The 15,407-nt window shown below is 35.0% G+C and carries 9 protein-coding genes; 2 read left to right on the plus strand and 7 right to left on the minus strand.

The features are described 5' to 3' along the window. Positions 1 to 130: 130 nt before the first annotated feature. Together gyrA and E4N78_RS00355 are read left to right on the plus strand one after the other, a co-directional pair. Positions 131 to 2,578: a DNA topoisomerase (ATP-hydrolyzing) subunit A gene (gyrA, locus tag E4N78_RS00350; protein WP_255811149.1), complete on the plus strand. Its 2,448-nt coding sequence runs from the start codon at positions 131 to 133 to the stop codon at positions 2,576 to 2,578. A 9-nt stretch (positions 2,579 to 2,587) separates the two neighbouring features. Next, positions 2,588 to 3,322 (plus strand): potassium channel family protein, encoded by a 735-nt coding sequence (locus E4N78_RS00355; RefSeq protein WP_255811150.1) that lies wholly within the window; start codon positions 2,588 to 2,590, stop codon positions 3,320 to 3,322. An 8-nt stretch (positions 3,323 to 3,330) separates the two neighbouring features. Here E4N78_RS00355 and E4N78_RS00360 read toward each other — a convergent pair whose 3' ends face one another. From E4N78_RS00360 to E4N78_RS00390, 7 genes are read right to left on the minus strand one after another with little or no spacing between them, the layout of a single operon-like run. Further along, on the minus strand, positions 3,331 to 5,130 hold the full coding sequence (locus E4N78_RS00360; protein WP_255811151.1) for an InlB B-repeat-containing protein: 1,800 nt from the start codon (positions 5,128 to 5,130) through the stop codon (positions 3,331 to 3,333). Positions 5,131 to 5,164: 34 nt separating this feature from the next. Continuing rightward, entirely contained in the window at positions 5,165 to 5,377 is a 213-nt protein-coding gene (locus E4N78_RS00365; RefSeq protein ID WP_255811152.1) for a hypothetical protein, read from the minus strand. Positions 5,378 to 5,380: 3 nt separating this feature from the next. After that, the gene (locus E4N78_RS00370) at positions 5,381 to 8,356 is read right to left on the minus strand and encodes a hypothetical protein (RefSeq protein ID WP_255811153.1); all 2,976 of its coding nucleotides are present in this window, start codon (positions 8,354 to 8,356) and stop codon (positions 5,381 to 5,383) included. Positions 8,357 to 8,373: 17 nt separating this feature from the next. Beyond that, positions 8,374 to 9,594, minus strand: a complete 1,221-nt coding sequence (locus E4N78_RS00375; RefSeq protein WP_255811154.1) for a hypothetical protein — start codon at positions 9,592 to 9,594, stop codon at positions 8,374 to 8,376. 14 nt (positions 9,595 to 9,608) lie between these two features. Then, complete coding sequence (locus tag E4N78_RS00380; protein ID WP_255811155.1) at positions 9,609 to 10,739, minus strand: hypothetical protein; 1,131 nt, start codon at positions 10,737 to 10,739, stop codon at positions 9,609 to 9,611. A 3-nt stretch (positions 10,740 to 10,742) separates the two neighbouring features. Further along, a complete protein-coding gene (locus E4N78_RS00385) occupies positions 10,743 to 13,826 on the minus strand; it encodes a hypothetical protein (protein WP_255811156.1) in 3,084 nt (1,027 codons plus the stop codon). Continuing rightward, positions 13,827 to 15,392: a hypothetical protein gene (locus tag E4N78_RS00390; RefSeq protein ID WP_255811157.1), complete on the minus strand. Its 1,566-nt coding sequence runs from the start codon at positions 15,390 to 15,392 to the stop codon at positions 13,827 to 13,829. Between the last annotated feature and the right edge of the window lie 15 nt (positions 15,393 to 15,407).

Raw genomic sequence — 15,407 nt, forward strand, 5'->3', positions numbered from 1 at the left:
TAGCAGCCTGAACTTAAACTCTAGTATAATTTAGGATATCTTCTCAGGTTTCCGGCATACTGAAAATTCTCCATTCCTTGACCAAGCCCCTTTTTTATGCTAAAATGCCTCGAATTTAGGAGTATAATGCGTGGAAGAGATACAAACTAAGGAAGGCGGAGCCGTAATTCCGATTCCTATCGAAAATGAAGTAAAAAGAGCCTACATAGATTATTCAATGTCAGTTATCGTAAGCCGAGCCCTGCCCGATGTAAGGGACGGTCTAAAGCCCGTTCACAGGCGTATCCTTTATTCAATGGAAGAAAAGGGCTTACGTAGTTCAGGCCCCACCCGAAAGTGCGCTAAGATTGTAGGTGATGTATTAGGAAGTTACCACCCTCACGGCGACGCTTCGGTCTATGATGCCCTCGTCCGCCTTGGACAGGACTTCTCTCTCCGCTATCCGGTTATTTATCCCCAAGGAAACTTCGGAACCATAGGAGGCGACCCGCCCGCAGCTTACCGATATACGGAAGCTAAGATGGCCAAAATAGCCGAAACCATGGTCGAGGACATAAAAAAAGAAACAGTCGATTTTATTCCGAACTTTGACGATTCTACAAAGGAGCCGACTGTTCTTCCGGCTAAATTCCCCTTCTTGCTTGCAAACGGCTCAAGCGGAATTGCTGTCGGTATGGCAACCAATATGCCGCCCCATAACTTACGCGAAATAGCCGATGCAGTTTCAGCCTACATAGACAATCCCGAAATCGAAATAGACGAGCTTTGTAAATATATGAAGGGCCCCGACTTCCCGACAGGCGGAGTTATCTACGGACGAAAGGGAATAAAACAAGCCTTTAAGACAGGCCGCGGAAAAATCTTGGTGCGCGGTAAATTTACAATCGAGGTCGATAAAAAAGGAAAAGAAACAATAGTCTTTACCGAAGTACCCTATCAGGTAAACACGACCACCCTTGTATCCCGTATCGGAGAACTGGCCCGCGAAAAAATTATAGACGGAATCGCAAATGTAAACGATGAAACTTCGGATAGAACAGGCTTACGAGTTGTTATAGAGCTAAAGAGGGGGGCTATTACAAAGGTTGTTTTAAACCAGCTTTTTGCAAAGACAGCTCTTCAATCTTCTTTCGGAGTTATAAACCTTGCTCTTGTAAACGGAAGACCTGAAACCCTCAACTTAAAACTTCTCGTAAAATACTTTGTTGAGCACAGGGTCGATGTCGTTACCCGCAGAACAAAATTCGATTTACGCAAGGCGGAAGAAAGAGCCCATATCTTGGAAGCCCTCATCGTCGCCATCGACAATATAGATGAAGTTATCAAAATAATAAGGGCATCCCGCGATACGCAAACGGCAAAAAACAACTTGATGGAAAGGTTTGGCTTTGATGATGTTCAAGCTCAGGCCATAGTCGATATGCAGCTAAAGCGTTTAACCAGCTTGGAAATTGAAGACCTCCGAAAAGAGTTACAGGAATTGCAGGTTCTAATCGCTCACTTAAAAGACCTCCTTGCCCATCCCGAAAAGATTTTAGCCTTAATAAAGGAAGAAACTAACGAGATTGCCGAAAAGTTTGGAGATGAACGCAAGACCGATATAGTAGCCGATGAGGTTGAAGAGCTCAATATCGAAGACCTTATCAAAAAAGAAGAGATGGTTATTTTAATTTCTCACCTCGGATATATTAAGCGTATTCCTGCCACAGCCTATAAGAGTCAAAACAGGGGAGGTAAGGGTTCCAACTCTGCAAACCTTGCCGAAGACGACTTTTTGGATCAGATTTTTACGGCCTCAACCCATGATTACATTATGTTTATCACAAATGCGGGAAAGGCTTACTGGTTAAAGGTGCATGAAATACAGGAAGCCAGCAGAACAAGCCGCGGCTCTCACATAAAATCCCTTCTTTCCGTTTCTTCCGATGAAGAAATTACGGCCGTTGTTTCCTTAAAAGAATTTGACGATAAGACCTATCTTTTGATGGCAACAGCAGGCGGTGTTGTAAAAAAAGTAACAACCGATAATTTTGCAAATGCAAAAACCCGCGGAATCATCGCCATAAAACTCGATGAGGGCGATAAACTGGTAAGTGCAATTCTTACAGGCGGCAAGGACGAAATCATGCTGATTACCCGCCGAGGTCAGGCCCTCCGCACAAGCGAAGAGGACATCCGCTCTCAAGGGCGTTCGTCGCGAGGTGTTACCGGAATAAAGCTTTCTTCCGAGGATGAGCTTACAGGCGCACTTCGAGTAACGGAAAATCAAAAAATGCTTGTTATGACCGAAAACGGCTACGGTAAGCGCGTGGAGTTTTCCGAATTTTCAGCTCATGGAAGGGGAACCGGAGGACAGCGTATCTATACCCTCTCTGAAAAAACGGGAGAGGTTGTAGGGCTTCTTACCGTCTTTGATGACGATGAAGTTGTCTGCATAACGGGCCAAGGAAAAACAATCCGCATAAGCGTAGACTCTGTCGGCACTATGGGAAGGTCTGCACAGGGTGTAAGAATATTGGACATTGAAAGTCCCGATATGCTTATCGGGCTTGATGTTGTTGCCCGCGATGAAGAATAGGTAAAGTTTATGAAAAAATTTGCGATTATGGGTTTAGGAACATTCGGAGTACGAATGCTGGATGAGCTTATAAAAATCGGGGCTGAGGTTATAATCATTGAGCAAAATAAAGACCTTATTGAAATGTATAAATCTAAAGCTTCTTCTGCAATTGTACTTGAAGAAATAAGCGAGCTTTCAGTACGCAAAATTCTTCCCTCCAAGGTGGATACGGTAATCGTAGACTTCGGCCGCAAGGTGGAGCTTTCAGTAATCAGCACGACAATCTTAAAAAATTTAGGTATTGTAAACATTGTTGTACGTGCCCAATCCGACGAACACGGAAGACTCTTAAAAACAGTAGGAGCCACCAGTGTAATTTATCCCGACAGTGAGGCAGCCAAAAGAACAACCCCTATTTTAGCCGCCGATCTCCTTCTTAAATTTATGCCTATTTCAAAAAACCTTGCCCTTGCCGAAGTCGGAGTGGAAGCAAGATATGTCGGTAAAAGCCTTGCCGAATCCAATATCCGAAAAGATATGAGCGTAAACATCATAGCCCGCCGAAAAAAAGAAAGCGAAGACTTTATCTTTATGGATGACCCTGAGTATAAATTCGAAGATGATGATGTTCTTTTAGTTGTTGCCTCTGAAGAACACATCTATAACTTTTCCGGCGGAAAGATAAGCCTAAAAAATAATTTAAAAAAAGAAAATACGATTAAACATTCTATTTTTAAGAATCTATTTTCATCAAAAAAGTAGCTAATCAATTAGCGTAAATAAAAACGTTGTTTTTTTATACAATCATTAATGCCGTCAGGGTTTGTATACCATATCTCAATTGTCCACCAACCTGAATAATAAGTCCCTCCTTGATCATTACCCCATCCGCTTATAGCCTGTACTCTATCTCCAGATATGTTTATAGTAGTACTATAACTATATCCTGAAGGTGATGTCTTATAATTTCTTTTGATAGTACCATCTGGTTCAATAATTTTTATATTAAATTTATATTCTTTATTTACATTATTACAAGTTTCGATTTTAATTTGCGGCTTTAAATATCTTATATTGTAGGCCGTTAGTGTATCTCCCGGATTTGTCAACCACCTATTATTATACCAATTTCCAAGTTTTATTTCGGTAATTTTAATGTCCCGTAAATACTTATAATTTAAATAACCGATTTTTCCGTCATATCTAGCTTTTACAAAATTATTAGAGTTTGATTTTTCGGAAATTTTTATTAATTTATCTTGTTTTAATAATTCATTAATACTATAGTCGGTAGAAGGCCCTGAACGAACTCGTAAATCGTTGATATGAACATATTTTTCTTTATATTTATCCCATAAAGCATAAAGAGTCATATTGCCGTCAAAATATTGCCTAGAACCTGCAAAATAGGTAGTCCCTGTTCCGTCAGCTCTTGTATTCCACCCCTCAAATTCATAACCGTAAATGTACATATTTTCATTAAATGGAAGTATTATGGCATTTCCTTTTTTTTCTTTTATAGAATTTGGAGCGTAACCGCTTCCTCCATTAGCATCAAAGGTAACTTTATAATTTTGTGTTGAGTTATAAATTATAAATATAAAACCGATAAAAGCAACTAAAAAAAGAACAATAAATAGCGGTTTATAAGAGTTTTTGCCTGTTTCTCGCGGTGTATTTTGAACTTCTACTTCATTTATATTTATATCTGAAGCTGCAAATGGTAATTCTGACGATACCTGAGCATCATCTTCGTATTCTATATCCTGCTCAATGAATTGTTCTTCAGTATCAATAGCTTCTTCTATATAATCATTATCAATCTCGTATTCCGTATTTAATTCCGAATATGTTTGAGAGTCTTTATCTTCGCTGCTATTTTTTAATTCCGGTTCGGCATCATCCATGTCTGCATCTGCACTCTGCTCATATAAAATAGGATCTTCTTCCGGTACAATTTCTCTTTCTTCCGTTTTTTTATCTGCTTCAAGAATTTCTGCTTGGTTTTGTTTTATTCTGTTTTCTATTTTTTCGGTATTAAGGGACAGCACTTTATCTTCTAAATCTGTAAATAGCAATTCTATTTTTTCGGAAACAGGCCAATCCAGTTTTTCATTTTTTTTATAGCTTGTACTAAAGCAGCCGTTTCTATATATATAAACCGCCCAGTTTTCATCTTTCATAGAATAATTTTTACGTTTGCTTCCAAATTTTTCTAAAAAAATATTTTCTATTTCTTGTAAATCCAGCCAGCCTTTTTCGGTATAACAATATTGATTTTTAAGTTTTCCTATACCGAAAATATATTCGGTTCCGTAATTAAGAAAAACGTGTCGGCTTAACGTTTCAGAAAAGGTTAAGTTTAAATGTTCTGCAAGTGCAAGGTACGGTATAAAATCCTCTGCAGTGGAAACGTGTAAGAGTGTTTCAGCATTTTCTATCTTGATTGTAAAAACCCATGCAGCCTTATTTTCATCATATAAAGCATCGCTATATTCAAATTCAATACCAATTTCTTTTTCAAGTTTTAATTTCGCTTCGTCTTTTGATATTTCGCTACGATATTCCATTACTTTTTTTCTCCAAATTACTTATCTACTAAATTTAATCCATCTCCGCTATTATTTCTTCTATCGAAATCTTTTGTTGTAAGCCCACAAAATTGTAACAAGACAAAAAGTAAAAGGATTCTTTTCTCGTACTTGCTTGTTTACTTTCCTGATTTTTATCTTTTCCCCCGTCTGCATCTTCTGCAAAATTTTGAAAAGAAAGAGTTATAAACAATAAAAACAAAAATAGAATTTTATTAATCTTCATTATTTATCTTTCTCCATTATAAAAAGCAACGGCATTTAGATATGCCATTTTGTAAGAAAATAAAATCTTGAATATTTCCATACTATCCGTTCGGCAATTTCTTGCAAAGTCCATAGCAGGTTCAAAATTTTGCGTCCATAAAGACGAGTCAAGCGGTTCATAAGAAGCTGTGCGTTCTTGTTTCTCCTTAACATTTAAAACCCAACGGGCATCAAGATTATTACTGTAATTATCTTTGAAATACCATGAAGGTTTTAAGATTTCTGCAGCTTCAATAAATTGAGCATAATTTTCCTCAAGTTCTTTAACACTTGCCGTTGTAATTATAGGCTGCTTTTTTATAGTTTTTATATAATTTTGAGCTTCCTTTTTAGCTTCAGCAGCAGCAGCTTCTATGTTTTTATGCATTTTGCCGTCAGCACCCGACAGTAAGCCCAAGGCTAAAATATCACCATCTGCACTTCTGTCATATGTTTCACAAATCCTTCCTATAATGGCACCGCAGTTAAATCCGTCTTTTTGGCCGGTAAAGTGACTTGACCCTCCGCCGAAAAGGTGGATATCGAAAGTCCCATCTCCCTTTGTCATAGTTTTGACAAAGTTCTTTAATATGACTATTTCAGCAAGATAGCCAAGATCAAAAAGATTTTGTAACTCTAAAGGGATTTGTCCTTTTTGGAGACGGTTAATTAAGCAAAGAAGATTATTACGGGCTTTATTGACATCAATATGTTTTTCAGAGCGTTGTTTTGTCAGTTCGTCATTTAACTTTTTCACAATATCAATAAGGTTTGAATTGTCCCGCGTATCAACTTTAAAAAGGTCTTCAACCTTTTTGTATTTTGAAAAATAAAGATAATCCCATATAGGCTGTAAAATTATTTTATGGCCTCCAAGCCTAATAGAAAAGTTTGTTACCAAAGAAACACTTGATGCATCGGCACTTGAATCTTTTGCGGCCTTATTTTTAAATAAAGCTATATCTGTTGAAAGGGCTTTTATATCAATCAAAGCAGCTCCTGAACCTGTGTGGAAAGCATTATTATGACATATTCTATTTGCTATTGCCAGTGATTCGGGAAGATATAAATCAATGTTTATCTTAGGTCTTAAATAAGGCATTCTTTTTTCAATATTTTCTTTAGCAGACTCCCAACAACTTTTCATAAATTCATAATTTTCTTTAAGGTAGGCTGTGCGTATATTGATTTCGGAACATTCTAAATGTAATGAGCGGTCTATTATCATAGTTAGAATACCTTGAATTAAAAGCTCCATCTCATTTCTTTTTTCTTCAACATTAGATTTGATATCGGAGGTAATTTTTACACCGCTTGCTTCGGAAACGGTTTTAGGATTTAAAAGAATGAGCTTACCTGATTTATATAATAATAAATCATTTCCCGTATTTGAATAAAGCAGAGGAGTTCCAATTATGCCGACAGGAATCTTACCTTGTACGACCTCATATTGTTTTTCACTTTGAAATTTTGTATTGCTAAACTGTGTTTCTCTATCCGGCTTATAATAAAGAGGTGTTGTTATAGGTACACTTAAAACTTGACCTTCTTCAATTAAGACCTTTTTTATTTCTTCTTCACGCATTCCTTCTTCTAAAAAGAGAACAACAAAGCTTGAAAAACCTATATCAACGGCAACATTCATTCGTTTTTGAGATGGAAGTTCTCCGTGTATAAAGTTAGGCGCTTTTTTCCAATCCAGCTGTTCTGTCTCGGAAACAACCCTTAGAGGTAAGGCCCCAAGCCAGCTTCCGTTGCCTCTAACACCAAGCCATTTCGGTATTTCACCGCAATATATAAAATAATCACTTTCAATTTTATCAAATTGCATACCTGCAAATTCTATATCATTAAGACCGTCAATAGCTGCTACAGACTCATTAATAAGAGGTGAAGGATATTCATAATGTTTATAAAATTCATACGTCAAATTACGGCGTGCTATCCAGCCGAATTTTGGAGCAGGTCCGAACAATGAGAGAACAGGAAAACGCTTAATATAACGTATTTGCCCTCCTTTATAAATCTTAGAAACGGTAATATCTAAGTTATCTATGTTTATTTTGCAATTTATTGTTATTGAAGTTATTTTATTTTCAACAATTACGGTATTTTCGATAGATAGAGATATTATCTCAAGAGAGTCATTTGTTGTCCATTCAATGCTTTTTTGGGTTATAGGCGGAATAAAAGCATAGCACATATCTTGCACTTCCAACATTAGAGGTTTCATATTATACCCTAATCTGGCTCTTTCATCTATCATTGGAATAAGTGAAATACTATTCGCAAGTATTTCATCTTGATAGTTTTTAATATCTAAAATAGGATCTTCTTCCGGTACAATTTCTCTTTCTTCCGTTTTTTTATCTGCTTCAAGAATTTCTGCTTGGTTTTGTTTTATTCTGTTTTCTATTTTTTCGGTATTAAGGGACAGCACTTTATCTTCTAAATCTGTAAATAGCAATTCTATTTTTTCGGAAACAGGCCAATCCAGTTTTTCATTTTTTTTATAGCTTGTACTAAAGCAGCCGTTTCTATATATATAAACCGCCCAGTTTTCATCTTTCATAGAATAATTTTTACGTTTGTTTCCAAATTTTTCTAAAAAAATATTTTCTATTTCTTGTAAATCCAGCCAGCCTTTTTCGGTATAACAATATTGATTTTTAAGTTTTCCTATACCGAAAATATATTCGGTTCCGTAATTAAGAAAAACGTGTCGGCTTAACGTTTCAGAAAAGGTTAAGTTTAAATGTTCTGCAAGTGCAAGGTACGGTATAAAATCCTCTGCAGTGGAAACGTGTAAGAGTGTTTCAACATTTTCTATCTTGATTGTAAAAACCCATGCAGCCTTATTTTCATCATATAAAGCATCGCTATATTCAAATTCAATACCAATTTCTTTTTCAAGTTTTAATTTCGCTTCGTCTTTTGATATTTCGCTACGATATTCCATTACTTTTTTTCTCCAAATTACTTATCTACTAAATTTAATCCATCTCCGCTATTATTTCTTCTATCAACAAACCAAGCATACCAGAGTTCCGGTCTATCATTCCAGCCCATAAGCCAAGCATTAATAGGATCTAACTCTGCCGAATTATTTGAAGTAATCATTATTGAGTTTCCAAGCAGTTTTTTAAAATTTGCTTCGACTTCTTTTGGTACAACACCTTCTTCGTAGTATAAATCCTCTGCGCCGAATGTATGAAATATTTCATGAGCTAAAGTACCAGCCGAATGATGATGTATATCTTTAAACCAAATCACGGCATTTGCATCGCTTCGCCCTAAGCCGCCTCTTAAACCGCAATAAGAACGATCTTGTTTATCTACAGCATAGACAGTAACCAAATAGTCATAATTAGAAAACATATTTTGATAATATGTATACTCATTTAAACCTTCAACGTAATTATCAAGAGAAACAAAGGAGCCGTTAGAACTGCCCATAAATTCCCAATCTATTGAAATATACTGATTATATTTTTTTGCCTGAGAAAGGATAATTTTTACTGCTTTGTTTATAGGTTCGGTAAGAGCGTTATAATCCATCCGGAATATATTATTTTTAAAATTTGCCGGAAAAATCAATACTTTTATTCGTCCTGAAATTTTCCTCCTGCCTTCTTTTTTTTCATTAAGAATTTTTTGCAGCAATTCATTTTGAAGCTTATCAATTAAAAATTCCTTTTCCGTTTTTTTCTTTTCATCTACTTGGGATGAGCTGTTTTTTTCTTTAAATTCTTCTGTTATTTTTTTACGCAAGAGTTCAAGCTCTGATGCAATTTGTTCTTGCTGTTCGGTCAGCCGCTTTAATGCTTCAGCTCCTGAATCTGTAGAATCTACCTCAGAATTTTCATTTTTTTCTTTTTCTTGATTATCGGTTATTTTTGTTTCAATAAAAGGGCAATCAATGCCGCTGCGGTATGACCTGTATATGTTAAAAGCCTTTGCAATACGCTCCTTGTCTTCTACTGTGAGCCTTTTTTCATAACGTTCTATCACTGTATGTAAGTGAGTTATGTGTCTATCCGATTTTGCCCAATCCCGTTCATCGTAATTATTATGGTTTACTTTAACTTCATTTATATGACGTTCATATTCTCTTATATAATTATTTTTCGATTTCGCACAAGAGGTAACAAGTAAGAAGAGAGAAAATAAAAATAAAAGTTTACTTTTTCCTTTCATACATTTACCTCAATTTATGTTGATATTAATAATTTACCTGTTTCTACAATTTCATAAGTATTACCTACTTTTGAAACTTTAGCAGGTAAACATTTTTTTACAAATCCCTGAATGTTTCCTTCAACTTGATATATCATTTTTAAAATGTCTTCAATATCTTTAGTTAAGCCTTTTAGCTCCTTAGCTTCGTTGTACAAATGAAAGTTTAAAAATAAATTCATATCTTTTGTTAAGATGAACATTGCAGAAACTCGGGAACCGCCTTCTTCAAGAATTATGGAAGATAGAGATATTTTACCTCCTCTATATTTATGCTCGAAAACAGCCTTAGAAATAACTAAGAAAATATCTCCTTTCGATTTGTTCATCCTTTGCTCTCTAAGCTCTTTAGATTGATAAAGAGGTGTAATTTCGTCAACTGAGGATATGGGTTTAAGCGGTTCCGCCGGTCTTTTTACAGAAACAGAGCTTGATCGTTGGATGTCTGATAAAAAGATTTGCCGATGTGAATTCTCATTTTTTAATTTTGCCGTTTCAGAGTTTTCTATATGATTTAAAGACCTTACCCTATCCGCATCAGTACTGTATCCCCGCTGAGTTTTGGGACGCATAAGTAAAATTACACAAGTTATCAATATGATGATTAAAATTAAAATGATAAATACAATTATTAGAATAATCAGTTTATTGTTCAAACTAATAATTTTATCTTCCAAATTAATTTTCTTTTTTTTGAATATCTCTATAGCTTCTTCAAGATTCTTTAATTTTAAGTCATATTCGGAATAACGCTGATCGCTTTTTTCTAAATATTCTCTCAACATATCTAAACTTTCTTTTTCTTTTATTTCTTGTTTTTTGGAATTATCATTTGTGCTGTCTGCTTTTTCAGTTTTTGCAGGATGCCCTTTGTTAGACATATTGCTTGAGGATTTAGATTTTTCTGACTTTTGTTTATCCTTATTATCGGTTTTGGCACCAGCATCTTTCTTACCGGTGTCTTCAGTCTTCACTTCCTTTTTTTCAGAAATTTCAGTTTTACTTTCCTGATTTTTATCTTTTCCTCCGTCTGCATCTTCTGCAAAATTTTGGAAAGAAAGAGTTATAAACAATAAAAACAAAAATAGAATTTTATTAATCTTCATTATTTATCTTTCTCCATTGTAAAAAGCAACGGCATTTAGATATGCCATTTTGTAAGAAAATAAAATCTTGAATATTTCCATACTATCCGTTCGGCAATTTCTTGCAAAGTCCATAGCAGGTTCAAAATTTTCTCTCCATAAAGACGAGTCAAGCGGTTCATAAGAAGCTGTGCGTTCTTGTTTATCCTCAACATTTAAAACCCAGCGGGCATCAAGATTATTACCGTAATTATCTTTGAAGTACCATGACGGTTTTAAAATTTCTGCAGCTTCAATAAATTGTGCATAACTTTCTTTAAGTTCTTTAGCACTTGCTGTTGTAACAATGGGCTGTTTCTTTACGGTCTTTATATAATTTTGAGCTTCCTTTTTAGCTTCAGCAGCAGCAGCTTCTATGTTTTTATGCATTTTGCCGTCAGCTCCCGAAAGTAAGCCCAAGGCTAGAATATCGCCATCTGCACTTCTGTCATATGTTTCACAAATCCTTCCTATAACTGCACCGCAGTTAAATCCGTCTTTTTGGCCGGTAAAGTGACTTGACCCTCCGCCGAAAAGGTGGATATCGAAAGTCCCATCTCCCTTTGTCATAGTTTTGACAAAGTTCTTTAATATGACTATTTCAGCAAGATAGCCAAGATCAAAAAGATTTTGTAACTCTAAAGGGATTTGTCCTTTTTGGAGACGGTTAATTAAGCAAAGAAGATTATTACGGGCTTTATTGACATCAATATGTTTTTCAGAGCGTTGTTTTATCAGTTCTTCATTTAAATTTTTCACAATATCAATAAGGTTTGAATTGTCCCGCATGTCAACTTTAAAAAAGTCTTCAACATTTTTGTATTTTGAAAAATAAAGATAATCCCATATAGGCTGTAAAATTATTTTATGGCCTCCAAGCCTAATAGAAAAGTTTGTTACCAAAGAAACACTTGATGCATCGGCACTTGAATCTTTTGAAGCCTTATTTTTAAATAAAGCTATATCTGTTGAAAGGTCTCCTATATCAATCAAAGCAGCTCCTGAACCTGTGTGGAAGGCATTATTGTGACATACTCTATTTGCTATTGCCAGTGATTCGGGAAGATATAAATCAATGTTTATCTTAGGTCGTAAATAAGGCATTCTTTTTTCAATGCTTTCTTGAGCGTGATCCCAACAACTTTTCATAGCTTCGTGCTGTTCTTTAAGGTAGGCTGTGCGTATATTGATTTCGGAACATCCTAAATGTACAGCACGGTCTATTATCATAGTTAAAATACCTTGAATTAAAAGCTCCATCTCATTTCTTTTTTCTTCAACATTAGATTTGATATCGGAGGTAATGTTTTTACCGCCTGCTTCGGAAACGGTTTTAGGATTTAAAAGAATGAGCTTACCTGATTTATATAATAATAAATCATTTCCCGTATTTGAATAAAGCAGAGGAGTTCCAATTATGCCGACAGGAGTCTTACCTTGTACGACCTCATATTGTTTTTCACTTTGAAATTTTGTATTGCTAAACTGTGTTTCTCTATCCGGCTTATCATCAAGAGGTGTTGTTATAGGTACACTTAAAACTTGACCTTCTTCAATTAAGACCTTTTTTATTTCTTCTTCACGCATTCCTTCTTCTAAAAATATAACAACAGATCGTGAAGAACCTATATCAACGGCAACATTCATTCGTTTTTGAGATGGAAGTTCTCTGTGTATAAAGTTAGGCGCTTTTTTCCAATCCAGCTGTTCTGTCTCGGAAACAACCCTTAAAGGCAATGCCCCAAGCCAGTTTCCGTTTCCTTTAATACCAAGCCATTTCGGTATTTCACCGCAATACATCAAATAGTCACTTTCAATTTTATCAAATTGAAGCCCTGAAAATTCTATATCATTAAGCCCATCAATAGCTGCTACGGAGTCATTAACAAGAGGTGAAGGATATTCACCTGCCTCAGGGATTAAATTACGGCGTGCTATCCAGCCGAATTTCGGAGCAGGTCCGAATAATGAGAGAACGGGAAAACGCTTAATATAACGTATTTGCCCACCTTCATAAATCTTAGAAACGGTAATATCTAAGTTATCTATGTTTATTTTGCAATTTATTGTTACTGAAGTTATTTTATTTTCAACAATTATCGCATCATCGATAGCTATAGACTTTATTTCAAAAGAATCATTTTTTGTCCATTCAACGTTTTTTTCGGTTATAGGCGGAATAAAAGCATAGCACAGATCTTGAAATTCCAACATGAGCGGTTTTATATCATAACCGAGCTTAGCATTTTCATCTACCATCGGAATAAGCGAAATACTATCCGTAAGCATCTCACCTTGATAGTTTTTCATAACAGGAAAACAAGGCATTTGTGATTCTGTTTTATCAATTTTTAAATTTCCTTTTACGGCATCAGAAACCACTACATCGCTTAAATTGTTATTTATCTCCTCATACATACAACAAGAGTTTACGAGTTCTATATTTTCATTAAGCCAAAATTTTATTATTTGTTTATCTTGATCCGTAAGACTGTCAAGAATTGTTTTTGTACCTGCAGAATTGTCTACTTTTAGTTTTTTAAAATTAAAAATATAATCCACAGATGGTATAGGTCCTGCCGATGATAAAAGGCCTATAAGTTCCTGATCATTGTATATAGATATTATGTCATCCCTATTCATTTTTATTCCGGGATTTTCATTTTCATTGCCGTATAGAGCTTTTTTTATTTCATCTAAAAAATATTTACGCCCCGGATATTTTATTTCTTGTGTAAGCTTGCTTATTTTGTCCGATTTAAGACTAATGTTTTGTCCGCTTGCAGATGCAAGTACACAATGTATGAATAAAATAGCACTTTTTTTATACATTGCAGACTTTAAAACATTTATTTTCTTTTCTTCATTATTTTTCCATGAAATAGCTTCCCTAAAACGCTTTATACGATCTGCAGGGTTTGATCTTGTATTTTCAGGCGGTGTATCCGTTATTTTTTTTGCAAACATTTCCGTTTGACTATAGCTTGTTCTTAAGCCTTCAGCCGTGTTGCTGTCAAGTTTTCCTATAGGGGTTACGGCACTTTTATCTTCATACGATGTAAGACGCATTTATTCCTCCTTTCTTGCTTCCAGTGTTTTATAGATATCTTTTATCATTAAAAAGAAAATTTCTTTTGTATTATCTTCGATTTCTAGAAGTTTTTTTAGTTTGGTTTTATCTTGTTTAAAATCAAAAAGATAATTCATCCATGAATCCTTCAGTAAGGGCATTTTGTTAATAGGCTTATTTTCCCATGCTGCAAAAGGATTTGTAAATATTTCAGAAAAATAATTTGATAAATCCTTCATGTCTTCAGCCGTGAAAAAATCCAAAACTATGTTTGTTGCACCTCCAAACTTTGAATAGTTTTGTATCTCATTCCAAAATTCAAAGTAGGGTACAAGATATGTCAACCATTCTTTCAGCATTGTCCGTATTGCCTCTATTTTTTGCATATCATTTTGAGGATTTTTAATATACTTTTTTACATACACATCTTTTTTAAGATCTTTTGCTTCTTGAGAAAAGCGAGGGTATAATTGACATACAATAATACTTATAAGCCGCATTAAATTTTTTGCTGATATCTTAATATCGTTTCCTAAAGGAAGTTCTCCCCAACCTATATTTAGGTTTCCTGTTTTTTCATCAGCAGGCAATACTGTTTGATATAAACCTGGTTCTGCAACTGATTTGAGAGCAAAAGAGGATAAGGCTGCTGTAAGCTCAAGAAGATGAGAAAAGCGTTTTGATGCTCCGTTTTTTTGAAATTCTCCGCAGATATCATCAAAAAGAGGTATGGCTGCGTAATAAACATACCAAGGGTCGTTAGGAAATTCTTTTATCAGGTCTTCTTCAAGTTCCCGTAACTGATCGCATACACGATAATAAGAATCAATTGTTTCACCTATATCATCCACTTTTCGCTTTTTATCGGGATTAACAGGTATTAAAAAATATGTACCTAAAAGTACTAAATCTATACGGAGTTTTTCCAAAATCTTAATTTTATCTGGGTCATCTTTATTGTAGTAATTTTTTATTTTTTTTACTAAAGGAACAATTAAGGATGAACCCATTCCGCCTGTTATTCCTCCTAGAAGAACAAGCCTAAGATTTTCTATAGCCTTATTTTTAGCAGTTTCCTCAAGTTCTTTAAAAAGAGACGATTGTTCAAAATGCTCTAAACACACATTAGCATCAAGACTTCCTCTTGACGGATCTCTATTATTTCCGTCACGCAAAAGTTCATTTTGTTTTTCTTCCTTCCAGCACATATTTGCTAACTTTTGCATTAAATCATCTTCACCTATAAGATTCATTACCGTATAGTTGGAGTTTAGTATTCCTGCATTATGTTGAAGTTCTTGATAAACTCCTTTTTCTAAGTTATAAGGTGGTAAAGGCTCTGAATCAAATGGAAGACTTTCATAAAATAAGCCGTAATTTTTTGCAGTATTTACGCAGTATTCATAATTTTTACCGCGTGTATCTTTATCCATTATAAACATCTTATATACACTACCGTTGTCGGCAATTCTTGCCTCTTTAAGTAATGGATATAAATGACCTATAGCGGTACCTATTTGTGTTCCTGTTCCACCTAAACAAACAAACATTGTATTTTCGGACATTGTTGACCTCTCTTT

It is taken from the genome of Treponema denticola (genome assembly GCF_024400535.1).
GTDB lineage: Bacteria > Spirochaetota > Spirochaetia > Treponematales > Treponemataceae > Treponema_B > Treponema_B denticola_C.

Bases quoted from the DNA above. Each gene is read 5' to 3' on its own strand.
- E4N78_RS00360 (WP_255811151.1), bottom strand. From the start codon at position 5,130: ATGGAATATCGTAGCGAAATATCAAAAGACGAAGCGAAATTAAAACTT.
- E4N78_RS00380 (WP_255811155.1), bottom strand. From the start codon at position 10,739: ATGAAGATTAATAAAATTCTATTTTTGTTTTTATTGTTTATAACTCTT.
- E4N78_RS00385 (WP_255811156.1), bottom strand. From the start codon at position 13,826: ATGCGTCTTACATCGTATGAAGATAAAAGTGCCGTAACCCCTATAGGA.
- E4N78_RS00370 (WP_255811153.1), bottom strand. From the start codon at position 8,356: ATGGAATATCGTAGCGAAATATCAAAAGACGAAGCGAAATTAAAACTT.
- E4N78_RS00355 (WP_255811150.1), top strand. From the start codon at position 2,588: ATGAAAAAATTTGCGATTATGGGTTTAGGAACATTCGGAGTACGAATG.
- E4N78_RS00365 (WP_255811152.1), bottom strand. From the start codon at position 5,377: ATGAAGATTAATAAAATTCTATTTTTGTTTTTATTGTTTATAACTCTT.
- E4N78_RS00390 (WP_255811157.1), bottom strand. From the start codon at position 15,392: ATGTCCGAAAATACAATGTTTGTTTGTTTAGGTGGAACAGGAACACAA.
- E4N78_RS00375 (WP_255811154.1), bottom strand. From the start codon at position 9,594: ATGAAAGGAAAAAGTAAACTTTTATTTTTATTTTCTCTCTTCTTACTT.